Raw genomic sequence first — 26294 nt, 5'->3', positions numbered from 1 at the left:
GCCCCCCTAGTGTAGCCGATAAAGCGAAAACTTACCCCAATAAAAACCCCGCTCCAATGCGGAGCAGGGTCTTCTTAAAACAGATCGCTCATGCTGCGAACCACCTGCAGGCGCTCATGTCGATGTGTAAAGGGTGAGTTTTGCAGGAGGATGGCTTTCATTCCCAGCTGAAGGGCAGGAGCGATTTCATTGATATAATTGTCTCCGATCGAGATCGTTTCTTCCGGTGACACCTGATGTTGCCGGAGAAGGTTTTGGAAAATTCGGCTTGTATGGGTCGGTTTGCGAGCCGAGGTTACGATTTGGTGAAAGAGCCCGTCCAAATGTAAGCGAGAGAGTAGCCGCTGAACGTCATCCTGGTCACTGTTGGTCACCAATACCAACGTTTTCGCTTGCCGTTGCTCTTGGAGCCACGCTTTTAGACCTGGGGTACGGGTCAATAGGTGCTCATGGGCAGCCAGATATTCTTTGGTTTTGACGTAAAAAGGGTAGGTCTCTCCCGCGCCAAAGTGTTTGGCGACAGCAAAGGGAATCCACCATCCGTCACCAATGGCGACGATTTGATCAAAATCCAGTGTGAGTGAACCGGAATAGGTTTGATGAATACGATTTTGCGACCAAGGGGCACCGTCCCAGTCGCAGACGGATTGTACTTCCAGTGTGGCGGGATCGAGGCTGAGGATTGCATCGCGGTTTACATCGTATACTTTGCCGATGGTAAGGGGGTGGTTGCCGGCTAAAATTTGCCGATAAGTACGCGCAAAATCATCCCGTTTTTCAAGGGGAAGATTTTCTTTTAATAATGAAGCATAATAATCAAAGTGGGCCGTATCTTCGTATAGCGTTCCGTCCAAATCAAAAATGATTAAGCGGCCAGCGAGGATGTTGGTTGTCAAAAAATCGCTCCTTTCTTAGACGCATGATACCGTTCGATCATACTTTATTCCCGATCGCTTGAAAAGACAGTAGATTTAGCAAGAAAGTTAATATAAACTTTATCATGGCTTTAGTTATAATCACATATGGCATTTGTACACTCTGGTAGGAAATAATTCTTACACTCTCGGAGGGGGATCTATGAAAAAGCTCTTGTCTATGTTGTTATCACTCGCCCTTGTCGTTGTGTTAGCGGCATGCGGTCAAGCGGGTGGAGACCCAGCTAATCCGGATAAGTTGGTGATGGGGTTTGTACCGTCCCAGGATTCCGATAAAATCGCCGATACTGTAAAGCCTTTGGCTGACAAATTGAGCGAAGAGTTGGGGGTGGAAGTGGAAGGGCGCGTCATGACCAACTACTCCGCCCTGATCGAAGCCATGGGTTCCAATCAGGTGCATATCGGATTTATCCCGGCTTTTGGCTATGTGTTGGCCAACGATAAGCATGGGGTGGAAGTAATTCTCAAATCGGAGCGTCACGGGGAAGATACCTATCGTGCGCAATATGTGGTACGTGCTGACTCCGGCATCAAATCCCTCAAGGATTTAAAAGGGAAAACATGGGCGTTTGCTGATACCAATTCAACCTCTGGGTATCTGTTTCCCGCATCGCAGCTGATGGATGAGTTTAAAGTGAAGGATGTACAAGCAGAATTCTTTGGTGAAGCGGTACAAGCCGGCGGCCATGACAATGCCCTGATCACCGTATACGAAGGGGATGCCGATGTGGCTACCACCTTTGAAGATGCTCGGGATACTTTGGAACAGGATTATCCCGACGTCAAGAAAAAGCTAAAAGTGATCGATTACACTGACCCGATCCCGAACGATACCATCTCCGTCACCAAGGATTTGGATAAGGAATTGGTGGAAAAAATTCGTCAAGCCTTCCTCGGTTTCAACGATGATAAGGAAATGGTTAACATTATGAATGAGGTATACAACTGGGACGCGATCCGTGAAGCCAAGGATGAGGATTACACGATCGTCCGCGACACCTATAAAAAGTTTGAGGACTCCATCGATATCGACGGTAACTGATGATATTGGGGGCAGGCTCCCCAGTTCCTCACAGTGTAAGGGGTTCTCCGAAAGGAGGCCCTTTTTTCGCGTGATTACTAAAACAGTCAGGAGTGACTGCTGTGATCCAGTTTCAGGATGTATCTCTGGTCTATCCCAATGGAACCCAAGGACTGAAAAACGTTAACCTCAAGATCGAGGAAGGGGAATTTATTGTAGTGGTGGGGCTGTCCGGGGCAGGGAAATCCACCTTGATCCGCAGCATCAACCGTTTGGTGACCCCCACGGATGGTCAGCTGTTGGTCGATGGTGAGAATATCATTCCATTTAAAGGGAAGCAGTTGCGTCAATTACGCACCAAGGTAGGTATTATCTTTCAGAACTACAACTTGGTGAAACGCTCTACCGTGATGAAAAATGTGATTTCCGGCCGCTTGGGACATACCGGTACCTTGCGCAGCGTTTTTCATCTGTATTCCAAAGAAGATGTGACTCTGGCTTATGAGAGCCTAAAGCGGGTAAACATTGAGGAAAAAGTATACCAACGAGCGGATCAATTGTCCGGCGGTCAACAGCAGCGTGTCAGCATTGCACGGGTACTGACCCAGCAGCCCTCCATCATCTTGGCGGATGAGCCTGTGGCCAGCCTAGATCCACCAACTTCCCACCAAGTGATGAGTTACCTAAAAAAGATTAACCGCGAAGATAAAATCACAACCTTAGTCAATCTGCATTACATCGATATGGCGATGGAATACGCGGACCGGATTATCGGTATGCGTGCGGGGGAAGTGGTGTACGACGGTCCTGCCAGCCAGGTGACGGAAAAAACGTTTGAGGAGATTTATGGTCGTCCGATCCGTGACGAAGACAAACGGGGGGGCGAGGTTCAACATGCCTAAGATCGCTTCCGTTCCCTCAAGTGAATCATTTTCCGGGAACGTTATATCCGGCCGCGAAAAAAAGCGGATCACCCTGATTTTTGCGGTAGTGGTCGGACTTTATATCTGGAGCTCAATGGAGACGGAATCCACCATCACCGACTTGATTGAAGGGTTGCCTCATGTCTTTAATATGGTGGGTCAATTGTTCCCGCCCAATTGGGATTATGTCTCTCAGGTATGGCCCAAGCTGGTGGAAACGATCCAGATGGCGGTGATTGCCACTACGATTGCCGCTATTCTGTGTATCCCTGTCAGTCTGTTGGCAGCCCGTAATGTGACAACCATCCCTTGGCTCTACCATACGGCTAAGTTGTTTCTCAATGCGCTCCGTACCATTCCGGATATCATTCTGGCTGTGGTGTTTGTCGGCATCTTTGGCATTGGGGTATTTTCCGGTATACTGGCTCTTATTATTTTTTCCTTTGGGATATTGACCAAATTGATCAGTGAAACCATTGAATCGATTGACCCACAGCCTTTGGAAGCGATTCGGGCTTCAGGGGGAAATGCGATTCAAACGATTGTATATGCGGTTATTCCCCAGGTGTTGCCCCAGTTTTGCTCGTTGAGCCTGTATGTGTTTGAGATCAATATCCGCGCTTCGGTGGTTCTCGGGTTTGTGGGAGCAGGCGGGATCGGCCTTCTCTTGCAGCAGCAGATCGGCTTTTTACGCTATCCCAACGTGATGACCTTAATTATCGTGATTTTCTTTGTGGTGTTGGCGATTGAATATATCAGCGGTAAAATCCGGGAAAGGCTGGTTTGAGCGATGACGATACCCAAACCAAAACGAAGCTGGCGGCAAATCGTCATCCGGTGGGTGATTGCCATTGCTGTGGTGGCTCTCTATGTATGGGTGTTTACCGGTATTGATGTGAAGTGGGAACGGGTGTTGAGTGAGCGGACGATCAACAACTTGGATCGAGTGATTCCACAGATGTTGTCTCCGGATTTCAGCGCCTTTGGCAAAGTGATGGAAAAAATGATGGAAACCCTCTTTATCGCTTACACCGGGACCTTGATGGCTTCCATCCTGGCGGTGCCCATCGCTTTTTTGGCGGCTTCCAATATGGTGAAAAACCGCTGGTTACGCAACCTCGGCAGTGGTATTCTCAGTGGAATCCGAACTTTTCCGGAGCTGTTGTTGGCGTTAATCTTTGTCGCCGCAGTTGGCCCCAATCCTTTTGCCGGAGTTTTGGCGATTGCGATCAACTCCATCGGCATGTTGGGGAAACTGTATGCGGAAGCGATTGAGGCGATTGAGATGAATGTGGTGGAAGCGATGAGCGCCAACGGCGCCAATAAGATACAGACTTTGTTTTATGGCATTATTCCGCAGATCATTCCGCAATTCCTTTCTTACGCCATCTATCGCTTTGAGATCGATGTTCGCGCCTCCACCATCTTGGGCATCATTGGTGCTGGTGGCATTGGCACCCTGATTACCATCGCCGTCGCCAACCGCAACTGGTCTGAGATCGGCATGATTTTGTTGGTGATCGTGGTTGTGGTGGTATTGATCGATTATTTGAGTGCCTTTATTCGTAAGCGGATTGTGTAATGGGGGACTCGATTACAAAGCCCGCATCCAATGGTTTTGTTAGATGCGGGCTTTGTATTTTGAATTGGAAGGAGAATATTCACACAATATATGCTATAATGGACAAGACGCGATCCAGATCGGACGTTTCTTGATGTGGATCTGATCCTTTTTTTCGGTGGCTCATTGGATTCTTGCCCTGGCCTTGGCCTCACCGGGCCAGGGCAGGGGTATCCGATCTTGCCCCTGGAAAGGAGGTGGCCTTCCGTGACGTTGGTGCGGAAGGAGGTGAATCCGCATGCGAGACTTGTTGTCCTGGCTTTTCAGCCATCTGTGGCAAGTGTTGCTGGTTTTTGGACCAGTGATATTGGCACACTGGTTGCAAAAGCGCCGGGAAAACAAGAAGTCCGATACCCGTGGCACCGGGAACCGGACTTCTGATGACTCCTAGAGATCTCAGTTGCACGGACCCGATGATCCGGGTTCGTGCCTTATTATATTATGCGTTTCTTTTGTCTCTATTCTATGCTATCTGGATTACATAGTAAACCTATCCGATGAAAAAAAGTAAATCACTGTGATTGATTTATCGACGAGATGAAAGAGAGGATCGATCATTTTGGTCGAAATCAGCAACAGAAAAGTTAACATAAAAAACTCCCTGCCGACGGGGGAGGGATGGTTTCAAAATGATTGCTGAAGAGTTGGTTTGGATGCGTATAACCGAAGCAATCATCCGCTTCTTACGCGTTTTTCTCCAGCATTTTATAATATCTCTCGTATTTGCGGTCAATATCTTCCATGACCTGGTCAAAGCGTCCTGCCTTTACTTGTTTTAAGTATTCTTCCCGGTTGATCAAACCGGCGCGGTAGCGACGGTGGATCTCTTTGACCCGTTGATGAAAGCTGGGTTGCCTTTTCACCGTTTCTTGCCCCCTTTCGGAACGCGCGTACCATATCGGTCGAGATAGACGAGCGAACTGAGCAGTTTAGCAAAGGATGCAAGATGACGGCTATCCATGGGATGACAAAAACCATTTTCCATCTCTGCGTAGATGGCGAGCACCCCCAATTTTTCCTCGTTGGCGACAAGCGGACTGGCGATCATGGAGCGGGTTTCGGGAGGACTTTGCTGCAAACGCTCCTTGGTTAAGTCGCTCCAGCCGCGGGTGTGGGCGTACAGCCAAACCCAGCCTTCCGGTGAGTGGACCGTGGGCGTCGGACGATAATCTTCAAAGGATTTGGTTAAACCCACCCAAGCGATCGGAACCAGTGATTGTCCGTCCGCATGGGGGACAAATACGCCTACTCCGGGGTTTTTCACTTTCTCATTGGCCATAGCCGATTGAATACTGTCTATAATATAAGGATAATCGATGGAAAAAGAGTTCTCAAGTTTAATATATGCATGGGTCAGGGTGCTTGAGACGCCATCGGCCACTATTTCCATCATGGCGATAAAGTCGGTGTTGCGGTCGGCTTCCGCTTTTTGATCTTGCTTCAATTCGGAGAGAATTTCCTTCAAAGTGTCAATTTGGCGATCTTTTTCCCCCATATAGCGGGTGATCGGCTCCATCCCGCTGGCACTCTCCTCCAAAGAGGAGTTTCGTAACACCGCCGGATCGATGTGAAAAGGACCGCTTCCCCTTACGCGATCTATTCCCGTTTCATCGGAGCGGTGAAACCAAAAAGGGATCCAATCTCCACGAATGACGCGAAAAGCGACGATTAAAAACATGAAAAAGAGGACCACAAACGTTGTTACCACCAACCAGCGCAACCACGGAAAGTCCTGCCCCACCCCCACCAACACCTCTACCCACGATTCCGACGTCAAAATCAAAAAGGTGCAAACCTCCTCTCTCATCCTAAGTCTATTCGCTTTATCGAACAAAATCTCCTTTGGTGAATATGCTGCTCAATGATGATGCTGATAGGGTTTGGGCCCCATGATCTTGCTCCTGCGGACATTTTATATTACGCTTGCCAGCGGGTGATCTTTTTGCTTGTCTTCATGTTACAATAGTAAAAGAGTTTTTTTAAAGGTGGAGGACGGAATCTCATGATCCAAGTGCAAGGAGTGGGCCTGCGTTATGGCGGGCGCAAACTGTTTGAAGACGTCAATATTAAATTTACCCCGGGCAATTGCTACGGGTTGATTGGAGCCAACGGGGCCGGTAAGTCCACTTTTCTTAAGATTTTATCCGGGGAAGTGGAGCCAAACAAAGGGGAAGTAAGCATTACCTCCGGACGGCGGTTGGCGGTGTTAAAGCAAGACCATTTTCAGTATGAGGAACACCCGGTGCTAGAGACGGTAATTATGGGGCACCGGCGCCTGTATGAGATTATGAAGGAAAAGGATGCGCTGTACGCCAAACCGGACTTCTCCGATGAAGACGGGGTACGGGCGGCTGAGCTGGAAGGGGAGTTCGCCGAGCTGAACGGTTGGGAAGCCGAAGCGGAAGCGGCACAGCTGTTGTCTGGGTTGGGAATTTCGGAAGAGCTTCACTATAAAAAAATGAAGGAGCTGGAGGGCAACGACAAGGTGAAGGTGCTGTTGGCCCAAGCCTTGTTTGGTCAGCCGGATATTCTGCTCCTGGACGAACCGACCAACCACCTCGACATCCAGGCGATTCGCTGGTTGGAGGATTTCCTGCTCAACTTTGACAATACAGTGATCGTGGTTTCTCACGATCGTCATTTCCTCAACACTGTCTGCACCCATATGGCGGATATTGATTTTGGGGAGATCAAATTGTATGTGGGCAACTACGATTTCTGGTATGAGTCTAGCCAGTTGGCACAGCAGATGGCAAAAGAGAAAAACAAGAAGGTAGAAGAGCAGCGCAAGCAGCTGGAGTCCTTTATCGCCCGTTTCAGCAGCAATAAGTCAAAAGCGCGGCAAGCTACCTCCCGTAAAAAGTTACTGGAGAAATTGACGCTGGAGGATATTCGCCCCTCTTCCCGCCGCTATCCCTTTATCAAGTTTCAGCCAGAGCGGGAAGCGGGTAATGATCTGTTGCGGGTGGAAGGGCTGCAGCAAGCGGTGGACGGTGACCCGGTTCTAAAAACCCTCTCCTTTATGATCAACAAGGGAGATAAAGTTGCGTTTGTCGGCCCTGACGGCTTGGCGAAAACGACACTGTTTCAGGTTTTAGCTGGTGAAGAGGAACAGGAGGCAGGGGAGGTTCATTGGGGAATCACTACCTCTGTCGCCTATTTCCCTAAAGACCACAACGCTTACTTTGACGGTGTGGATCTAACCTTGGTGGATTGGTTGCGCCAGTACTCGACGGATCAAACGGAAACCTTTATTCGCGGCTTTTTGGGGCGGATGCTCTTTTCCGGTGAAGATGTAATGAAAAAAGCCCATGTTTTGTCCGGGGGCGAAAAAGTGCGCTGTATGTTGGCGCGGATGATGTTGTCCGGGGCCAATGTGCTGATCCTGGATGAGCCCACCAACCATCTGGATATGGAGGCCATCACCGCTCTCAATAAAGGGTTGGAGGAATTCCCGGGCACGATTCTGTTTACCTCCCATGACCACCAGATGGTGCAATCGGTGGCCAATCGCGTGATGGAGGTTACGCCGCAAGGACTGGTAGATAAAATGACGACTTATGATGAATATCTGGAAGATGAAGCATTACAGGAAAAGATTAAGCAAATGTACGGTTAAGGAATGCGGATGGGGGTGTCGGCATGATGTCGCTCTTCCATCCGTTTTTGTATTTTTTGAGGAGGAATGATGATGGACGGAAAAAAACGGTCTCAAATTCAGCCGGGTCAGACTGTGGATATTGTGTTGAAACAAGATCAACGGACGGGAAAGCGAACGCGTGGGGTGGTTAAGGAGATCTTGACCCGTTCCGCTACTCATCCTCATGGAATTAAGGTGCGCCTGATCGATGGACAGGTGGGAAGAGTGCAGGCGATTGTGGATGGGGAAGAAGTGTAAGGTTATGCCCTAGAGGTGAAGAGGAATGAAATATTTCCGGATTGAGCATAAAAACGGTTTCCGGGAGTGGGTGGTCGCAAAAGATCAAACACAAGCGATTGCTTATGTAGAAAAGGAGCGCTTTCATGGGGAAGATTTTTCATATACGGATGTAAAAGCAGTTGAAGAAGAGGTGGAGTGGATGGTCCATCGCGATAGCTACACTGACTGGCCATTCACTGTTGAAAGAGTTTCCTTTGCTGAATGGGCAGCAACATTAACGGAACCGGTTTATATGAAAAGCTCTGCTGATACTTGGGGGCATTGGTTTGAACCGGTGTATATCAACGGCGTGAAAAAAATGGTGGAGTTTAGTTCTGGCATTTATGAGGATGATGAAGAACGGGTCTGCCTTGTTTGGGAAACGGAAGAAGGGAGGGAGTGGGAGGAGTGTGCTCGTTTGCTTGCTGTTTGCACATGTTTTGACCAGGCCAAAGAAATTTTGAAAGAGAGAGCATCGTTTTCCTGGGTACAGTCAGCGAATGGCATTCGAGAACGAACGTATGGTACAAGCGATTGGCATCAATATGATTACTTATTTGAAATGCGCATGTTAAATGATCTTTGAGCGGTGCGAATAAACCAAAAGTAGGAGGAATGTGATGACACCGTCCTTTCTCTTTCTTAAACGGATCTCCGCTGCTTTGGAGAAGGCCGGGATCGCCTCCCTTTATCGGCACACAAACGTGTTGAAGGGTGGCGGTAAATACAAAAAAGCTGATCGCGGAAATGGGCGATCAGCCGCAGACGGATTGAACCGATCTACAATCGGAGTTACTCCGTTTTTGCATCTATTTTTCCGGATCAGCTAGAGGGCAAACGCTGTTGTTGCTCCTTTAAGGCATCGGTTAGTTCAATAAACCATTCTTTATCATGGGTGGTAAGGGCTAAGTCGATAAAGTTGCGCAAGTGTCCTTCCTCGTTCAGGGCTGACTCCTCGTAGTGCTTCAGCTGATCAAGGGTGCTGATGGACAGTTTGCCGATGATGTGAGGGTTATCCGACTGAATGATGCGTACTTTAGCTGTATTTTGATAATGATTGATTGATTCGATATATCCTTGAAACAGTTCGTCGTTGATCGTCTTCCCTTTCACCCAATCCCCGTCGTGAAATTTGGAGAGCAACGTTTCCATATACAACACCGCCTTTTTTATCGAGGCTTAAATGGAACATGGTTAACGTTAGAGGGGGTTACCATTATTATATCACGCATGGTAAGGGACTAAACCTCGTCTCGTGCCTAATTGTAATGATTGTTGCTGTAAGATGGAGGTTTCAAAAAAGTATAATGAAATTTTGATCTCAGGTCAAATCCAAAATAAGCCACAAAATGATAAACAAACGCCCCGGTACCTTTATGGTATGGGGCGTTTGTTATGTTGATGCTGCCGTTCGTTCATCAGCAGAAAAACGCAATTCCGGTGCAACCATATACCTTTGATGGATAGCGGTAGTGTCAGCTGTCCCCCGTTACTTACCGCCTGCTTCTTTCTTTGATGGTAGTGGTTGTCCATCGGTGAGCCACTCATGTTTTCGCCGGGGACAGGTGGTACAGCAGATGGCGTCAGGCAATCGATAATAGAGACAACAAGTGCGTCTGACCCGCATTGATTGATCCGGTTCCTCCGGTAACTTCACCAAGCGGAAAGGGATGGAGAGCGGATTGGGTGTACGGCCGTCAATCCAGGGATTGTTCCGATCAATGAGAAAGTGAAGATCGTCCTGTAGTTGTTTTTGCACTTGTATCGATTCCGCTTCCCGTTCCCAGCTTTCATAGTAGTGATACAGGTAGAGGCGAGCGCTCTCCCAGCAGACGGAGGGGGAGAGGTGGTCGGAAAAGGCGTGGATTACCGGTGCCAAATGATCGTGGAAAAAGGCGCGAACCGCCAGTTGCCGCCACAACGGACGCTCATCGGCGGAAGAGGGAACGGTTACCGCTGGTTCTGTCGGTAGGACTAAAGAGACATCCCATCCCTCCCCAAAACGCAACGCCCAGCGCTCCGGTGTGACCGTGATCGCCTGATCGAGACGGCTGAGAGCGAATAGCCAGCCCGGCATCAGGAGGGCGGTATATCGTTTAAACAACATCGAAGCGGCTACGCTCCACTCCTGTGTCCCAATCCGTTCCTGCCACATCCGCAGGAGTCGGTCGCGGTCGGATGGATTTAACAGGGAGGCAGCAAAGGTGTTGTTAGAAGGGGCTTCCGTTTCAAAAGACCAGGCAAAACGTTTTTCCAATGAAGCGGTATCCAGTTGAAGGGATGTCATCATCAATCACCTGTCCCTGTTAATGTGTTGGGAGGCAACAAACGGCCTTGCCCCTGTGGTACCAACATCGGCGTGCCAAACAGCGGGTCCGGGATAATCTGGCATTCCAATCCAAACACTTCTCGTGCCAACTCGGGAGTGAGAATATTTTCCGGCGCTCCTTGGGCATAGACTTGCCCCTGGCGGACGGCCACCAAGTGATCCCCGTAGCGGGCGGCTAGGTTGAGGTCATGGAGCACCATAATGACCGTGCGCCTCTCCACCCGGTTAAGAGTAAACAAGAGGTCCAGCACTTCGATTTGGTGGGTTAAATCCAAATAGGTGGTGGGTTCATCCAGTAACAGTGTATCCGTCCCCTGTGCCAACGTCATGGCGATCCATGCCCGTTGCCGCTGTCCACCGGAGAGGGAGTCAACACTTCGTTCGCTATAGGACGTCATCTGTGTCACTTCCAAGGCCCACTGCACCATGCTTTCATCCTCGGCACTCCATTGCTGTAACCAGCTCTGGTGTGGATAGCGGCCTTGTTTGACCAGTTGCAGGACTGTCAGCCCTTCCGGTGCCACGGGACCTTGAGGTAGGATAGCCAGCTCACGAGCAGTTTTTTTGGTGGATTGGCGGGCGATATCTTTTCCGTTTAACCAGACGCTTCCGTCCCAGGGCTTTAACAGACGGGCGAGGGAGCGCAGAAGTGTCGATTTCCCACAGCCGTTACTGCCGACGAATACGGTTACCTTTCCTTTGGGAATGGATAGGTTCAATTCCCGGATCACGGGTTCACCGCTGTATCCCAGTGTTAAGTCACGTGTTTGTAAACCGGTTGTCATCGAAATTCCTCCCATTCAGATGGAATGGCGATCGCTTCGTAACAGCAGAAACAGTAGAAACGGCGCTCCTAATACAGCTGTAAACAGTCCCGCCGGCAAATCCAAGGGGCTGAAAGCGACACGGGCGACCCAATCCGCTGTTATGACTAACAACGATCCGGTGAGAGCCGCCGCCGGCAACACTCCGCCAAAAGCGGGACCGGTCAGCATGCGGGCAATATGAGGGGCCATCAATCCGACAAAACCAATGGGACCCGCCATCGCCACTGCGACGGCTGCCAACGCGACCCCGGTAAGGATAATGGCCAATCGGTTGATCTGTACCGCTCCCCCTAGCCCGATGGCGATTGAATCCCCCAGTTGCAGCAGATTAAGCGGGACGACTAAGAAAATGGCGATGGGTAAACCGATCAGCAGCCACGGCAACAGGTTGTGCACAGTGGTCCAGGAGCTGGCGTAGACGCTCCCCGTCAACCATACCATCGCTTGACTGGTGGTATGAATCGGACTCAAGATCAAGAGCAAGGTGGTTAATCCTTGGGCGGCGGTTTGAATACCGATCCCGATTAAAACCAGGCGGAGAGGGGATACACCGTCTTTCCAGGCCAGGACGTATATCAAAGCGGCTGCTGCCGCCCCACCGACGAATGAGGCTATCGGCAGCCATGCGATGCCAGCGTTTGCTCCAAATACCAGAAAGGCGACCGCCGCTACCGATGCTCCTCCGCTAACCCCGATGATATCCGGGGATGCCAAGGGATTGCGCATCACTCCTTGAAAGAGAGCACCGGCAACTCCCATAGCGATCCCGACGAGACAAGCGGTTATCAACCGGGGTAGGCGCAAGGAATGGATAATCATCTGATCAGCGCTTGAACCTTGACCAAACAGGGCCAACCATACATCCAACGGTGGAATTTTGACTTCTCCGCTTCCCAGACTGAGGGTGAAGAGCACGATGTTGGCAATCAACAGAGCCATCCATACCAAGGGCGCCCGCCGATCCAGTAGAAAGGAGACGGTGGGTGGGATGCGAATGGTGATCGAATGTTTCAATGGGATAAACTCCTTCGGGCGATGGTGATAAAGAATGGAACCCCCAAGAGAGCGGTGATCACACCCACCGGAACCTCATCGACGGAAATGGTGGAGCCCGTTCCCGCCAACCATGTCATCAGGGGACTTCCCGGCATGATCAAATAACGGGCACCGATGTCCGCCAGCAATAAAAATGTTCCACCCAACCAAAAACAATAGGGAATCACCCAGCGGTAATCATGACCCACCAGAGCACGGGCAATATGGGGGATGAGAAGGCCGACTAAACTGATCGGTCCGGCAATTGCCACGGCACTACCTGCCAACAGAACAACACACAAGGCGGCACCACCTTTGACCCATGCGGTACGCTGGCCTAAGCCGCGGGCGACATCTTCTCCCATGACCAGCGTGGTGATGGAAGAGGAGAGGGCCAATGCCAACCCCCACGCTACCACCAAAAAGGGAAGGACAGTCCAGAGGGTCTCCACTTTCCTGCCGACGATGGAGCCGGATAACCATAGCAATACTTCTTCCATCGTGCGTTGATCCATCACGAGAATCCCTTGTGTCAGTGTAGAGAAAAGGGCGGTGATGGCAGCACCGGCCAGTGTGAGTTTAATGGGTGTGAGGCCGCTTCTCCCGCTCGACCCAAGTAGGGCGACGACTAGACCGGCGACTGCTGCTCCGGCAAAAGCGATCCAGGTATAAGCTTGTAGTGAGTTGACGGCGAAAAAAGAGGTTCCAACCACCACAAAAAATGCAGCGCCCGCATTGATGCCAAAAATGCCGGGAGAGGCTAGCGGGTTTCGGGTTAGCGCCTGCATCAAGGCCCCTGCGATGGCCAAACTGGCACCGACGGCGGCGGCGATCAATGCTCGGGGCACGCGGGTGGACTGGATGACCAATTGTTGCTGCGTAGGTACGTCAGTGGTGTAGGCAGTAAAAAAGGACGTCCAGTCAATGTGGGTCCATCCCCATTTGACGCTGGCCACCATGGACAATAGCAAGAGGACGATTCCCGATGCCAATCCCATCCAGCGGGTGAATGGGCGATAAAGAACAGGCTGAGACATGATGAAACTCCTTATGTCGAAAAATGAAAAGAATGTATGATTGCGATCTCATTTGTATGATAATCATTATCACTGATAAAAGCAATAAGCGAGAATCATTCTCATGTTTTTTTGACGCATCCCATCCATCGGATGGTGGAAAGGATGCCTTTTTTGTGGAGTATCGTGTATGGGTTGTCCTTTTGGGGTGTATGGTATAATAAGGGCTTGAAACCGATGAACGGAAAAAAACGTTTGCTTGAGATGAGTCAATCCTGTTACGTCGGTAGACGGAGCGGGAGAGAGGTGGATAAGATGGATCGCATGGCTTGGTCGAGCAGCGGTCTGACGGAACTGAAAAATTGGACACCGAAAACCGCGTGGAATGGAAATAGAAACGTCCTCTTGGTTTCTGAAAGCTTTGGAGCGGGACACACCCGTGCGGCCCAGGCGCTCGCTCGGGGAATCAAGCTTGCGGACGAAGAGGTGCAAGTGCAATTGGTGGAGCTCGGCAGAGAGCTTCGTCCGCAAGTGAACCAAGCGTTGGTGTATTCCTATCTGGGAATGATTCAAAAAGCTCCCGGCTTGTGGCGGCGAATGTACGGAAAACATCATAGTCGTGCTTTTCCGCGGTGGATCCAGTGGTGTCTCTATCAAGCGCTGTATTCCCGTTTAGCCGATTATATCGCTGATTTTCGACCGGGAGTGATTGTAGCTACTCATCCTTTTGCCAGCTCAGGGGTTGCCCGTTTAAAAAAAGAAGGGTTACCGGTTCGCCTCTGTACATTGATTACCGATTTTTGTGCGCACGGTTCCTGGGTCAGCCCGGAGGTAGATCTTTACCTGGCCCCTCACAATGGGGTAAAGGAGCAATTGATCGCCTTGGGTGTGGAGCGAAATAAGATTGCTGTGACGGGTATTCCGACTGAGGATCACTTTTGGAAAAAGCAAAGCAAAGAAGAGGCCCGGATTAAACTGGGTATTTACCATATGCCGACGGTGCTGATTATGGGAGGCGGCTTCGGTTTAGGACGGACCGAAGAATTGGTCGCCACAGTAGCTGATAAGCGCGAAAACTTACAGATCATCGTCTGTACCGGACATAATCACAGACTTCGTCAAGCTTTGTCCCGCCAACCGGAATTAAACCATCCCCATATCCGCATCACCGGTTTCACCCGAGATATGGCGGATTGGATGGATGCAGCGGATGTACTTCTGACAAAACCGGGAGGAATGACGTTAACAGAAGCGATTGCCAAGGGTAAACCGCTGTTGTTGTTTGGAACCATCCCTGGGCAGGAGGAGGGAAACGAACGGTTTATGGTGGATCGCGGCTTGGCCCACCAAGCGGCGGATGAAGAGGAAGTTCTCGCATGGTTGGCTCATTGGCTGGAGCACCCTGAATGTCTGGAGCCGATGCGGCAACGGATGTTGGCGTGGCGATGGAATATCCATCCGTCTAAAAGTGTAGAGGCGGTATTAGGTCAAATGGCCACTCGCGTTATACAATCGGAATAGAAACCGAGCAGAAGATCTTGTTCTTTTGCCAGTGGATGGATATAATGCAAGAGGTGCTATTGCAGAGCTCCACCAATCAATGGGTAAGGGAGTCTGTTACGTTGGAATTCGACTCGCGACAACGGCTGCTAGAGCGTTGGATATCGTTTTTATATATCTCGATTTTAATTTCCCCTGTTTTACCGGTAGCGGTTCTTATCGCTTTAGGTGTGGCCGCTCCGTTTGTAATCAAGGACAAGTGGAGCATTCGCGGATGGCCTGAGGGCACCTTTTTTGCTTTTGTGATTTTATCCGCGATCAGTTGGGCGTTTAACCCGTTTCTGGTGTTTGGATGGTTGCCTGCGGGGGTGATCCCAATCACCCTATTCGGCTTGTATTATCTTTTGACCATATGGGTGAAGCGGGGGTTAACGTGGTCTTGGCGCCAAGTGGAACGCCTATATCTGCTTTTTTGGCTGTCGGGTCTCTATGTGGCCTTTGTCACCATTTTTCAGCGAATCGATTGGATTCCGACCGAGAAGAATACACTCTTTTATCTGCTTGGATTTTATCCGATGCAGCAAGCGGAATCCGTCCGTAGTATCGGTACCGCCTCCAATTCCAATCTGGCGGCGGCGATGTTGATCTGCCTCGCGTTGATCAGCATTTATGCCTCTTCCGTCTTGTCCAAGCGTTCTTATAAAGTGGCGGCCTTTTCCACCTTTTTTTTGTTTTGCGCCGCAATCTGGTGTACCGGTTCCCGTGGGGCATGGGTCGGCCTTATCCTCGGTCTGTTGGTGCAGGTTTGGATGACGGGCAATCGAAAGCGGACGGTGTTGCTCTTTTTGGGATTGGTGGCTGCGGGCTTAATTATTTATACCAATAAAACATTGATTCCACGGGAAGAGACCTTGCTGGCAACAGCGGGAATTCGTTTTTTTGTCTGGCAAAACTCGTATGAAATTTTTACCCAAAACTGGCTGTTTGGGGTTTTGCCCCTTCATTTTGGCCATCTGTTTGAGGAGATGACCGGACGTTATCTCTACCATGCCCACAATATTATCCTCGGCATCGCTACGGAGTTTGGAGTGCTGGGGTTGATTCTGTTCGGAAGCTTGACGGTCGTTACCACCCACCGGGCGCGGGTGTGGCGCAAAGCGGCCCCTTCCAAAGAGGAGAAGCGCTTGGCGGGTATGCTCATTTCCGTTGTGTTTGCCCTGCTCGGCCATGGTATGTATGATTATCCCATTATCGCCCCACAGATCGGTTTGATCTTTATGTTGGCGATTATCATGATCCATGCCCAGTATGAGCGGTGTTGTCGGGAAAAATCATCAGGGTAATCGAATGGGTTGAGTGGAACGATAACAAAAATTCGAGGTATGAAATGGCCACAGTTGGGCCAGGATGGATAACGAATCTATCAATCTATGAGGTGATTCGTATGTCGATCCTGCGTTGGCTCGCTGCTGGCCTTTTTTTGGTGGGCGGCTTCACGATTGTTTCCAACAACGCTCTCCCTTCTTGGTCGAACAAAGCGGAAGCCAAGGAAGCTACGATTCAAGTGCAGCCGGGGGATACCTTGTATGCGCTGGCCCGACAACATGACACCGATGTGGAGACATTGGCACAGTTAAATCAATTGAAGAACCCTGCCTTGATCCAGGTGGGTCAGGAGTTGCGTCTACCCGCCAAAGGGGAAACAGAGAAGGCGAAACAGAAAAAGCAATCCGCTTCTAATGACGAAAGCGCAGTGCCGACGATGGCACGCGGCCAATCTTTGGGCACTTTTACCTTGACTGCATACACATCGGGTCCAGAATCCACCGGCAAATCACCGGGACACCCGGCGTATGGCGTTACATCCAGCGGCGCAAAAGTGGCGGAAGGAGTAACGATTGCCGTTGATCCCGAGGTGATTCCGATCGGTTCCCGCGTCTATATCGATGGAGTGGGATACCGAGTAGCCCAAGATACAGGTGGGGCGATCAAAGGGAATAAAATCGATGTCTATATGAATGATGTGGACGAAGCCCGTCAATTTGGCGTAAAAAGAGAAGTGCAGGTGGAATTGATCGATTGATTTTCGTAGCTCGGTGATATTGACCGATGGCGCTTCCCGGGTCGCCTGCCGCGCCCCGTTTCCATAGAGTGATCGATTGCTTTGACGATTGGTTCCTTTGGTGCATTCGTAGAGCAGTGTCTCCCCTTTCTTCATCAGTGATGACAAAGTGGGCCCGGGTCCGATTTGTCTTTCCTTTATCAGGGTTTGTCATCAATTGCAGCCCGGCCCGGTAGCAGACCGGGTCTTTTTTGTCTGCTTATTGGGGGATCTTTGATATAATGGCAGAGGAAAAGGGGGAACGGCGATGGTGCACCTGAAGTTAAAGCCAAAAGGGAGTTATTCTTTTTCGGAGACGAGCCGCCGTCTCACCCAGTTTGAAAAGACAGCCTATTACCAAAAAGGGGATATTCTCCTGCGAACCATCCGCTTGGTGGAGCGTCCGCTGCTTTTGCGCTTGCGCTGGATGGAGGAGGCTTTACAGGTAGAAACGGATGCCGATTTAGGGGCGGAAGAGGTGCAGATGTTGGAGCGCCGCCTGCGGCGGATGTTTTCGCTAGATGTGGATTTAACCCCGTTTTACGAGTGGATCAAGCAGAACGATCCCGTCCTTTATCCGGTGGTACAACAGCGAACCGGGCTTCATTTTGTATTGGATGCCGACCTGTACGAATGTTTGATGAAGACAATTATCGGTCAACAGCTCAATCTCTCCTTTGCCGCTACCTTAATCAACCGTCTGGTGGAAATCGCCGGTGAAACCTTGAGGTTTGACGAGCAAACAGTAATACCGGTATTTCCCACTCCGGAACAGGTAGCCCGTCTGCGCTACGAGGATCTGCAAGCACTCCAGTTTAATCGGCGAAAAGCGGAATATATCATCGATATTTCACGCCGGATTGTAGAGGGGCAGTTGGATTTGTCCCGGTTGGAGCGATTCTCCGATGATGGAGTGATAGAGGAAATGTTGCCCTTGCGCGGGGTGGGACGTTGGACGGTGGAGTGTTTGCTCCTTTTCGGCTTAGGTAGACCCAATTTACTGCCAGCGGCGGATATCGGTCTTCGTAACGCAGTACAGTCTGTCTACGGATATGATATACGTCCGGGAGAAGAGGAGATTCGTCAACTGGGAGAACGATGGCAACCATGGCGCAGTTATGCTACTTTTTATCTATGGGATTGGCTGAGCCAAGGTTGACGTAAAAAAGACCCCCTCTTAGGGGGGCGGTTGGCTGCTGCCAAACCTTGATAATGGGAAGACGGAAATCGGGACCCGGGTTATGCCTTTTCTAATTCCTTCTTATAACAATCCAATATTTCAACCGCTTTTTGTGCGTCTTGGCTGGGAACGAGGAGTTGGTATGTGGTAAGGTGTTTTTTGCGTTTGACGCGCAATCGACTTTCAATATGATTCCGTTCTAACTGGTTGCGCAACGAATAGATGACGCGGGGTTCCCCATATGATTGATGGATCTGTACCATCCTGTCGCGAAATAACATCATGGAAGTCACCTCGGCTCTGCTATTTCTCCATCAACAAAGGTTCTCAATCAGTACCTGTTAGGGAACTATTCCCGTTTATAAGAAATGTGAACCCTTCTGCCCTTTTATCGATGTCCCAATTTCACGTGTCAGCAATCCGTCCCCTTTAGTATATGAATTCTGAAAACGGATGGTGTATGGGATCTGTGTTTATAAATATTTTATAGCGATTTATCATTTTTGTAAATTGATTGGTTAAAGGTGGGAGAAATATGGCAAAGGGAAAAGTGAAAAAAGAGAGTAAAAAGCGGGTTGTGGATCCCGTGCAGGTATTGATTGTGGACTTGAAACGTACGGGATTGTGGGTGGCAATTGCAGTGGGAGTCACATTTCTCGGAGCAATCGTAGTTGAAACGCTGATGTGAAGAAAGAGATCAGTTATATCTTAACAGGTTCTGTTGGGGGTACAAAGACGGAGGTTTGATACCGATTTTGGGTACACCTATTTTATTCAAGCAGCATGTTTTGATCAATCCTATTCAAAACATGCTGCTTGAATATCCGTGCTTATTGCATCACTTACTTCGATGAGCCTTATTAATATTGTTGTTATTTATTGGGGTTCTTCTCCAAAACCTCCTACGTTATTTCACAAATGACCCGTTAGCTTGAACCTCCCCCGAAACACAAGCGATTTTGTAGGTGAATCACTTGTGTTTGTGTGTGTTGAAAATAAAGCCAAATGGTTTACACCCGACCTTCTCTTGTTTCTGGCTCATTTAAACCGTTAAAGTAGTGGCTGGTGTGAACTTGGCGGGGATAGGCGATCTCAATTCCTTTTTCGTTAAAAGTGTAAACAATGGTTTTTCGCATCTCCCGCTGGATGAGCCAATACTCTTCCGGTGTGGTAACGGCCATTAGTGTATATTCCACTCCATCACGCACAATATTGGTAACGCCGAAGATGGAGAAAGGCTCAATCACATAAGGAGCGAATCGTTTGCTTAAATCATCGCAGATTTGTTCTAGTGTTTGCTGTACAACCGTCTGCTCGGCTTCATAAGGAACCGTTACCGCGATCATGGGGCGCATGCGATCCCGGTTATAGTTGGTAATTCGGGTGATCTCCCCATTGGAGACGTAATGCAGGCGTTGGTTGAACTCACGGATTCGGGTAACGCGGAGCCCGATTTCCTCCACGGTTCCTTCAATGTTGCCGTTGATTTGCACATAATCCCCGACCTCCATCTGATTGTCGAAGATGATAAAAAAGCCGGTAATAATATCTTTCACTAAATTTTGTGCACCGAAGCCGACAGCCAACCCGACGATCCCGGCCCCTGCCAGGATAGGCGTGATTTTGATTCCTAGACTGTCCAATATGGTGATGGCCGCGATAAAGTAGATGACATATCGGGCTGTCGATTTGATCAACCGGGCCAAGGTGGTACCTCTGTTGTCCTTGAAACGGCTGAGGTTGAGGAGACGGTCGATCAAGTTGCCCACAAACCGGAGTGATAACCAAGTCAGTATGATGATGACGGTAATTTTACCGGCGGGCATCAAGATGTGGTTTACTAGCGGTTCCCAAAGGTTGGTCACGGGATCTTCCACTACCTCTTCTGTTTTAAGCTGGATGTCTTCTATATTTCCCATCCATTCCACGATGTTAAACCAACCCAAAATAGAAGTAACCATTTCTTTCCCCCTATTTCCCTTTCCTGTGTCTAATGTATGTCGATCTGAAAACGGAACTGTTAAGCCCGTACTTTTCTTGGTAAAAAATCGATCCCCATTATACCACAGAGTCCGCACTTTTTTTACAGGTAGAAGCCCTGACAAATCAACAAATTCTGGTCTGTCGCAACCTTTGGCGTATTTTTACATAGTCAAAACGATTGAAGGAAAAATGGCATTCTAAGGACAAAGATTAAAGTCACAATAAATTCCTTAATCACTGTCTCTCTTTTTGATACACTGATGTACAGAGGAGTATTTTGCCATCGTTTAAACGGTGACACGGTCTCCACTTTTTAGGGGTTTGGGTGTGGGAGGGATCTCTTTCGGATGGATGACCGAAATCGTGCCAATCCCGACATCACCTCGGATATCCTTGAGGATGAACGTCGGAACAAGTGGAGAGTTGGAAGCGCCCTTCTCCTACTGCTGATACTCAGCACAGGAATCACCTGGATGGGCTGGGTGAGCACCCCCATTGAAAAACCGCCGGAAGTGTTGGCTGATACAGTGTTTAATGAAATTATTCCCTATCGGGAGCAGGAGGATCTTCTCTACTTTTTGGGGGAGATCGGTGGTCAGCAGGAACATTATGTATTTGATATGCGATCCGGTGAGTTGAAGCAAGATGACGGTTCGCATCATTTTGAGAGCGATGAAAACGTTCACTTGTTGAAAGATGGACACCGGTTGCTTGAGCAAGCGAACGGCAAACAGCGGCGATTGGTCGTGGAAAAGTCGGATGGAACTCGGTTGGTAGTGGGTAGCATTCCCGCTATCGATCAACCGGTATCAGTTTCACCCGGAAAAGATGCTTTTATTTTTATCGGAGAGGGAGAACAGGGGTGGGACCTCACGCTCTTCCGACTTGATACAGAAACGTCAAAGCCGATCAATCACGTTGTATCACGGTCGATATCGCGATTAGCAGATGTTATTCAATGGTCCTCTTCTGGCAAGTACCTTTTGTACGACGATCAACATCTTGTAAGCGCTGAGGACGGAAGCTCGCTGCACCGATTAGACGGCTCTGCCGGGGTATGGTCGCCTGTGAGGGATGAAGTCGCTTATGTTCAAGCTCGGGTGCCAGAGACGGTGGTGAAGAGTGAGGAACCGGGTTCGCCAGTGCCTATAGGTAATACGTTGGCCTTATGGAATCCGGTGTCTGACTCCGTTACCGCTCTTTATCGCCTCCCTGCGGATGAACGGATTTTGGGAAAGCCGATTTGGGATTCCGAGGGCCGCTATTTGGCTTTTCCCACAGGAAAAGAATCGGAAAGCGAATGGTTTTTTGAACGAGTCCATGTGATGGATGGAAAAGGATTTCATTATATCGAGAACGAACAAAATGTTTCTCCCACCCGTCTGACGGATTTGACCCTTAGTCCAAAAGGGAAATATTTATCTTACTCCGTTAATGGGATCTTAAAGTTGATCAATTTAAATACCCAGGAATCCCGCGTTTATGATTATGATTTTGCCGGTGAAGGGGAGGCCGGCGCTGGGGTGCGCTTCGATCCAGACGGAGTATGGATGATACGGGATCGTGGAGTGTTATTTGTCGCAAACAATATGGAGGAAAAGGTCGTTTACCAAACCGGCCGTAACATATTGGGATTTTATCTGTCGTCTTCCACGGATCGATTACTTGTCTTAGAAGAAATGGCTGACGGTCATCGCTTACGCCTGATCAACCTTCAATCCGATCAGGATAACAACTACGAATGATAGCTAGTTCCCCATCAGCAAAAGTTGTTATTGAATCGTAAGACGGTCGTGGATCTCCGCCTTCGCTCCATGCACTCACCAGCACAAGTCTCGCCTTGGTCGCTTCGCTCCCAGGTCTCGCTTTGCGTGGTAGAGTCGCTTATTCGGAAATCCATCCCTCTCTAAATACCATTAAAATTAGCTGATGCGGCACTAGAATGGAACAGCAAAGGGGGCGAACCCGTGAGTCGCACATCTACATCATCATCGGTTCCTCAACTGGATGGCGGCTGGGTGGAAGCGATCCGGCACGATCTGTTGAATTGGTATGATCACAACAAACGGGACCTACCGTGGCGTATCAACCGAGACCCCTATCGGGTCTGGATATCGGAAATTATGTTGCAACAGACGCGAGTGGATACGGTGATCCCTTTTTATGATCGTTTTATGAAACGCTTCCCCACCTTGAACGATCTAGCAACGGCGGATGAAGAGGATGTGGTGAAAGCGTGGGAAGGGCTTGGTTATTACTCCCGCGCCCGTAACCTACATACGGCGGTTAAGGAAGTGGCCGCCTCATATGGAGGGGAAGTTCCCGCTGAATGGAATGAAATTTCTCGCTTGAAAGGAGTCGGCGCCTACACTGCGGGCGCTATTTTAAGCATTGCATATAATCGGAGGTTTCCGGCGGTAGACGGCAATGTGATGCGCGTCATTTCCCGTTGGTTGTCATTAAAGGACGATGTAGCAAAAGTGTCGACACGCAAAAAAATCGAAGCCTTAGCGGTTCAGGTGATCCCCGAGGATCGGCCGGGGGATTTTAATCAGGCGTTGATGGAATTGGGCGCCTTGATGTGTAAACCGCTTAATCCAGCCTGTGAAAGCTGTCCGGTGGCTGCCCATTGTCATGCCCGTCAACAAGGCATTCAAGCGGAGCTGCCAGTCAAAACAAAAGCGAAACCGCCAGTTCCGGCGGCTGTCACCATTGGCTGGATCACGGACGGAAACCACATTTTGTTGGAAAAACGACCGCCGGAAGGATTGTTGGCGGATATGTGGAGCTTACCTACGGTAGAAACCAACCCTCAGGAACAAACACCTGGCCAAACATTGCGCGCGACCCTGCAAGAGAGAGGTTTTTCCGTTGAAATGGGCGCACAGTTGGGGGAGTTGGAGCATATCTTTAGCCATCGCCGTTGGCAGATTTCCCTTATTGAAGGAGTGGTTGTCACCACAGCGGAACCATTACCGGACCGTTATTGCTGGGTTTCTCCCGGTCAATGGGATCAGCTGGCTTTGCCCAATGTTTATCACAAGGCGATTCAGTTGATTTCAACGAAGCGGGAAGGAAGTGAAGGGTTTCAAGGACGGCTGTTTTAGCGATCGATAAGCCGCTCGTTACATACGGGCGAGTGTCTGCCTGAAGGAGAGAAGGAAAAGGTGAGCGAAAAAGAAAGAGAGAAATATCAGACAGCTGGCGTTAATGGGGAACAGGCAGAAAAGACAGAAAAGGGAGCCCATCCGAAACTATCGGAAACGGCCCAATCACCAGGCGACCGTTCTGTATATTGTGATTCATCCACTTCCATGGATCGCTTTTATCATATATGGGCTTTGCAGTGGAAAAAGTTTGTAAGTTTTTCAGAGAAAATGGGAAATCAAATGTTGAACGGATTGAAATACACCCCCCTCACTAAAGTGTTTGCCTTGGATCGCATTCAGCCCGCTCCGTTGCTGTGGACAGCCGCAATGCTGGTTTTTATCACGGTTGCGGGGACGACATGGACCTTCTGGCAACCGCTAAGTCCGGTTAATCATGTGGAACTCGGTGTGGAGAAAGTATTAGCTGAGACGGAAGAAGAGAAGGAACCCGAACCCTTGCCGCTTATTTTGGTACATGGGGACCAGCAGTGGCAAACGGATTTGCGGGAATGGGGATATGACGGGGAAGATGTATCTACCCTTGATAAAGAGAAATGGAAAGAATGGCTGGAATCCATCGCCAAGGAAATACGAGTACCGGCAACAGACGCCAAGGTGGAACGATTTGGCGGTACGATTCAACCGGAAAAAGAGGGCGTAAAGATGGATTTAGACGCTATGGATCGGTGGTTGGAGCAGCTGCCTGATCGACTCAACAGCCCGGAGGTTATTCCTACCGTATCCATCGCTCCCCGTGTAACAGCGGAACAGATTCGCCGGGTCGATGAGAAACGGATCGGCACCTATTCTACTTATCTCAATCCGGGCAACGTCAATCGCACGACTAATGTACGCCTCTCCAGCGACGCCATCCATAATCGCGTTATTAATCCCGGGGAGGAATTCTCTTTTAATCAAACGGTGGGACAGCGCACCTCCGCCCGCGGGTATAAACCAGCGACGATTATTGTAAGAGGGGAGTACAGTGAGGGATTGGGCGGGGGAATCTGTCAAACCTCTTCCACCCTCTATAACAGCGTTTATAATGCAGGTCTAACGATAACTGCCCGCTATTCGCACAGCGCGGAAGTCACTTATGTGCCAAAAGGGCGGGATGCCACTGTTGCCTGGTATGGACCTGATTTTCGTTTTCGCAATGATTGGGATCACCCGATTTTGATTCGTTCCATCCTGCGGGGAGGGACGTTGACAGTGGAAGTATATACCTCCTCCGAAGTGAGCAACAAAAGCCGACAAGTGCAGGCTGCACCTACAGAAGTGCAGGATATGACAGTTAGCGGCGGCTAAATGATAATCCGTTCATCTGCCAATGAAGAAATGGCAGGCTGACAAAACCCTGATAAAGGAAAGACGGAAATCGGGTCTTGGCGGATAAACACTTATTCCCTTCGTTTTTACTCTTTGGTGTCTCTGTATTAACGGCCCTTCCCAGTACAGTGGGAGGGCCGTTTGCAATATCGCTACTTGAGCAAATTCACTTACATACGTAAAATAGATAATATCAATATCACAAACAACAAAATCAATATATATGATCAAATTAATTAACATAATCAATTTATATATTGACATATTTAATAACTGATTATATAATGTGATTAAGAAAGGAGAAGCATATGTCATTTCCAATGATTACAACTTGTCCAGTTTGTAGTAAGCAGCTACAAGTCACACGATTGCAATGTAAACACTGTCACACTACGATCGAAAATGAGTTTCAGCTTTCAAAATTAGCCTCATTAGCAAAAGAACAACTTCATTTTATTGAAACCTTTTTAACTTGCAGAGGCAATATCAAAGAAGTGGAAAAAGCACTAGGGATTTCTTATCCGACCGTCCGTGGAAAATTAGATGAAATTATTGCTGCTCTAGGACATTCACCACAAAAGAAACAAGAGGTAGTGAACAAAAAAGAGATCATTTCGCTGCTTGAAAAAGGGGAACTCAGTCCAGAAGAAGCAGTAAAAATGCTAAAAAAAGAATAGGAGTGATTCAAGTTGAAAGAAGAGATTGCAAAAATATTAGCGATGGTACAAGAGGAAAAAATCACAGCAGAAAAAGGAGCAGAACTGATCGAATTACTAAAAGATGAAACGCCTTCACACTCTTCCTCTCACACCAACTACTTGAAAAAAATGCTGAAAATCAGAATCGACTCCGCTGATGGAGACAAAGTGAAGATCAACTTGCCGCTTAATCTCGCTAAAACCATACTAAAAGCAGGTCATCATATAGCAGAAAAATTTCCCGAATCCGAAAAATATGTAAAAGATATTGATATGGATTTGTTATTAGACGCGATCGATAATGAAGCAGAAGGACAGATTGTAGATATTAGCTCTGCCAATAAAGATACCGTGCTGATCGTGATCGAATAATGATGAAAGTGATTATTCAAGCGGAAAAAAAACGTTATACCATCCCTCTCCCCTTTTTCGTATTACGCATAACAGGAGCGATCATCTGTAGTAAATGGTTTTGGAAACAGGTGAATAAAAGAGTAGAAAACATCACCTTTCCTACACCCCTGTTGAACAAGCAAACCTTACAGCCTGTCCTTTCATCGCTAAAAGAATATAAGGGTTTAACATTAGTGGATGTCAAAGATAAGGATGGGAATGAAGTAACGGTTGTAGTGTAATAGCTAGAAAATAAATAGATAACAAAATTCACGGAACATTGGGATATTTGGTCTTGGAGGAGTATATCCAGTCATCTCTTAAAAAGTTGTCTT

General features: G+C 48.9%; 30 protein-coding genes. 20 read left to right on the top strand and 10 right to left on the bottom strand.

Going from position 1 to position 26294, the window contains the following annotated elements; all coding sequences use genetic code 11:
• Positions 1-74 precede the first annotated feature (74 nt).
• On the bottom strand, positions 75-896 hold the full coding sequence (locus C8J48_RS13685) for an HAD family hydrolase (RefSeq protein ID WP_107727820.1): 822 nt from the start codon (positions 894-896) through the stop codon (positions 75-77).
• A 181-nt stretch (positions 897-1077) separates the two neighbouring features.
• On the opposite strand from C8J48_RS13685, the gene C8J48_RS13680 reads away from it, so the two are divergent.
• The 5 genes from C8J48_RS13680 (at position 1078) to C8J48_RS18820 (ending at position 4891) form a co-directional block, all read left to right on the top strand.
• Entirely contained in the window at positions 1078-1977 is a 900-nt protein-coding gene (locus tag C8J48_RS13680) for a phosphate/phosphite/phosphonate ABC transporter substrate-binding protein (protein WP_107727819.1), read from the top strand.
• 101 nt (positions 1978-2078) lie between these two features.
• Positions 2079-2858, top strand: coding sequence for a phosphonate ABC transporter ATP-binding protein (gene phnC / locus C8J48_RS13675; protein ID WP_107727818.1), 780 nt, complete (start codon positions 2079-2081; stop codon positions 2856-2858).
• Positions 2851-3666 (top strand): phosphonate ABC transporter, permease protein PhnE, encoded by an 816-nt coding sequence (gene phnE / locus C8J48_RS18970; RefSeq protein WP_211316650.1) that lies wholly within the window; start codon positions 2851-2853, stop codon positions 3664-3666. Before phnC ends, phnE (C8J48_RS18970) begins: the two co-directional genes overlap by 8 nt.
• 3 nt (positions 3667-3669) lie before the next feature.
• Positions 3670-4461: a phosphonate ABC transporter, permease protein PhnE gene (gene phnE, locus C8J48_RS18965; protein ID WP_211316649.1), complete on the top strand. Its 792-nt coding sequence runs from the start codon at positions 3670-3672 to the stop codon at positions 4459-4461.
• Between the two features lie 277 nt (positions 4462-4738).
• Positions 4739-4891, top strand: a complete 153-nt coding sequence (locus tag C8J48_RS18820) for a hypothetical protein (protein WP_170105541.1) — start codon at positions 4739-4741, stop codon at positions 4889-4891.
• A 292-nt stretch (positions 4892-5183) separates the two neighbouring features.
• On the opposite strand, the gene C8J48_RS13665 is transcribed toward C8J48_RS18820, so the two are convergent.
• Positions 5184-5363, bottom strand: a complete 180-nt coding sequence (locus C8J48_RS13665; RefSeq protein WP_107727817.1) for a hypothetical protein — start codon at positions 5361-5363, stop codon at positions 5184-5186.
• Positions 5360-6283 (bottom strand): GAF domain-containing protein, encoded by a 924-nt coding sequence (locus C8J48_RS13660; protein WP_107727816.1) that lies wholly within the window; start codon positions 6281-6283, stop codon positions 5360-5362. The genes C8J48_RS13665 and C8J48_RS13660 overlap by 4 nt, the downstream gene beginning before the upstream one ends.
• 219 nt (positions 6284-6502) lie before the next feature.
• Between C8J48_RS13660 and C8J48_RS13655 the strand changes: the two genes are divergently transcribed.
• From C8J48_RS13655 to C8J48_RS13640, 4 genes are all read left to right on the top strand, one after another.
• Positions 6503-8119 carry an ABC-F family ATP-binding cassette domain-containing protein gene (locus tag C8J48_RS13655; RefSeq protein WP_107727815.1) on the top strand — a complete coding sequence of 539 codons (1617 nt, stop codon included), beginning with the start codon at positions 6503-6505 and terminating at the stop codon, positions 8117-8119.
• Between the two features lie 72 nt (positions 8120-8191).
• Entirely contained in the window at positions 8192-8398 is a 207-nt protein-coding gene (locus C8J48_RS13650; RefSeq protein WP_107727814.1) for a YwbE family protein, read from the top strand.
• Between the two features lie 25 nt (positions 8399-8423).
• The gene (locus C8J48_RS13645; RefSeq protein ID WP_107727813.1) at positions 8424-9005 is read left to right on the top strand and encodes a hypothetical protein; all 582 of its coding nucleotides are present in this window, start codon (positions 8424-8426) and stop codon (positions 9003-9005) included.
• A 34-nt stretch (positions 9006-9039) separates the two neighbouring features.
• Positions 9040-9249 carry a hypothetical protein gene (locus tag C8J48_RS13640; protein ID WP_107727812.1) on the top strand — a complete coding sequence of 70 codons (210 nt, stop codon included), beginning with the start codon at positions 9040-9042 and terminating at the stop codon, positions 9247-9249.
• Here the strand turns inward: C8J48_RS13640 and C8J48_RS13635 are convergent.
• From C8J48_RS13635 to C8J48_RS13615, 5 genes are all read right to left on the bottom strand, one after another.
• The gene (locus tag C8J48_RS13635; RefSeq protein WP_107727811.1) at positions 9242-9571 is read right to left on the bottom strand and encodes an IDEAL domain-containing protein; all 330 of its coding nucleotides are present in this window, start codon (positions 9569-9571) and stop codon (positions 9242-9244) included. The two genes, C8J48_RS13640 and C8J48_RS13635, sit on opposite strands and share 8 nt — an antisense overlap.
• Positions 9572-9908: 337 nt before the next feature.
• Complete coding sequence (locus C8J48_RS13630) at positions 9909-10706, bottom strand: IucA/IucC family C-terminal-domain containing protein (RefSeq protein ID WP_170105539.1); 798 nt, start codon at positions 10704-10706, stop codon at positions 9909-9911.
• Positions 10707-10708: 2 nt separating this feature from the next.
• Complete coding sequence (locus tag C8J48_RS13625; RefSeq protein WP_107727809.1) at positions 10709-11533, bottom strand: ABC transporter ATP-binding protein; 825 nt, start codon at positions 11531-11533, stop codon at positions 10709-10711.
• Positions 11534-11548: 15 nt separating this feature from the next.
• Positions 11549-12589, bottom strand: a complete 1041-nt coding sequence (locus C8J48_RS13620) for a FecCD family ABC transporter permease (RefSeq protein WP_107727808.1) — start codon at positions 12587-12589, stop codon at positions 11549-11551.
• The gene (locus C8J48_RS13615) at positions 12586-13647 is read right to left on the bottom strand and encodes a FecCD family ABC transporter permease (protein ID WP_211316648.1); all 1062 of its coding nucleotides are present in this window, start codon (positions 13645-13647) and stop codon (positions 12586-12588) included. Before C8J48_RS13615 ends, C8J48_RS13620 begins: the two co-directional genes overlap by 4 nt.
• 216 nt (positions 13648-13863) lie before the next feature.
• Between C8J48_RS13615 and C8J48_RS13610 the strand changes: the two genes are divergently transcribed.
• From C8J48_RS13610 to C8J48_RS13595, 4 genes are all read left to right on the top strand, one after another.
• Positions 13864-15147 carry an MGDG synthase family glycosyltransferase gene (locus tag C8J48_RS13610; protein ID WP_170105537.1) on the top strand — a complete coding sequence of 428 codons (1284 nt, stop codon included), beginning with the start codon at positions 13864-13866 and terminating at the stop codon, positions 15145-15147.
• Between the two features lie 101 nt (positions 15148-15248).
• A complete protein-coding gene (locus C8J48_RS13605) occupies positions 15249-16469 on the top strand; it encodes an O-antigen ligase family protein (RefSeq protein WP_170105535.1) in 1221 nt (406 codons plus the stop codon).
• A 101-nt stretch (positions 16470-16570) separates the two neighbouring features.
• Complete coding sequence (locus C8J48_RS13600; protein ID WP_107727805.1) at positions 16571-17209, top strand: 3D domain-containing protein; 639 nt, start codon at positions 16571-16573, stop codon at positions 17207-17209.
• A 286-nt stretch (positions 17210-17495) separates the two neighbouring features.
• Positions 17496-18386, top strand: a complete 891-nt coding sequence (locus tag C8J48_RS13595) for a DNA-3-methyladenine glycosylase family protein (RefSeq protein ID WP_107727804.1) — start codon at positions 17496-17498, stop codon at positions 18384-18386.
• Positions 18387-18466: 80 nt separating this feature from the next.
• Here C8J48_RS13595 and C8J48_RS13590 read toward each other — a convergent pair whose 3' ends face one another.
• Positions 18467-18688, bottom strand: coding sequence for a hypothetical protein (locus C8J48_RS13590; RefSeq protein WP_107727803.1), 222 nt, complete (start codon positions 18686-18688; stop codon positions 18467-18469).
• 254 nt (positions 18689-18942) lie between these two features.
• Between C8J48_RS13590 and C8J48_RS18815 the strand changes: the two genes are divergently transcribed.
• Positions 18943-19095 carry a hypothetical protein gene (locus tag C8J48_RS18815; protein ID WP_170105533.1) on the top strand — a complete coding sequence of 51 codons (153 nt, stop codon included), beginning with the start codon at positions 18943-18945 and terminating at the stop codon, positions 19093-19095.
• A gap of 322 nt (positions 19096-19417) precedes the next feature.
• Here C8J48_RS18815 and C8J48_RS13585 read toward each other — a convergent pair whose 3' ends face one another.
• Entirely contained in the window at positions 19418-20368 is a 951-nt protein-coding gene (locus tag C8J48_RS13585) for a mechanosensitive ion channel family protein (RefSeq protein WP_107727802.1), read from the bottom strand.
• 369 nt (positions 20369-20737) lie between these two features.
• On the opposite strand from C8J48_RS13585, the gene C8J48_RS13580 reads away from it, so the two are divergent.
• From C8J48_RS13580 to C8J48_RS13555, 6 genes are all read left to right on the top strand, one after another.
• On the top strand, positions 20738-22135 hold the full coding sequence (locus C8J48_RS13580) for a hypothetical protein (protein WP_107727801.1): 1398 nt from the start codon (positions 20738-20740) through the stop codon (positions 22133-22135).
• Positions 22136-22357: 222 nt separating this feature from the next.
• A complete protein-coding gene (gene mutY, locus C8J48_RS13575; protein ID WP_107727800.1) occupies positions 22358-23497 on the top strand; it encodes an A/G-specific adenine glycosylase in 1140 nt (379 codons plus the stop codon).
• 60 nt (positions 23498-23557) lie between these two features.
• A complete protein-coding gene (locus C8J48_RS18810) occupies positions 23558-24847 on the top strand; it encodes a VanW family protein (RefSeq protein WP_170105531.1) in 1290 nt (429 codons plus the stop codon).
• Positions 24848-25176: 329 nt separating this feature from the next.
• Positions 25177-25545, top strand: a complete 369-nt coding sequence (locus C8J48_RS13565; RefSeq protein WP_107727799.1) for a DUF2089 domain-containing protein — start codon at positions 25177-25179, stop codon at positions 25543-25545.
• A 12-nt stretch (positions 25546-25557) separates the two neighbouring features.
• Entirely contained in the window at positions 25558-25938 is a 381-nt protein-coding gene (locus C8J48_RS13560) for an SHOCT-like domain-containing protein (RefSeq protein WP_107727798.1), read from the top strand.
• Positions 25939-25940: 2 nt separating this feature from the next.
• The gene (locus tag C8J48_RS13555) at positions 25941-26201 is read left to right on the top strand and encodes a hypothetical protein (RefSeq protein WP_146160499.1); all 261 of its coding nucleotides are present in this window, start codon (positions 25941-25943) and stop codon (positions 26199-26201) included.
• Positions 26202-26294 lie beyond the last annotated feature (93 nt).

It is taken from the genome of Desmospora activa DSM 45169 (genome assembly GCF_003046315.1).
In the GTDB taxonomy this organism is placed as follows: Bacteria; Bacillota; Bacilli; order Thermoactinomycetales; family DSM-45169; genus Desmospora; species Desmospora activa.
This window is presented reverse-complemented; position numbering and strand designations above follow the sequence as displayed.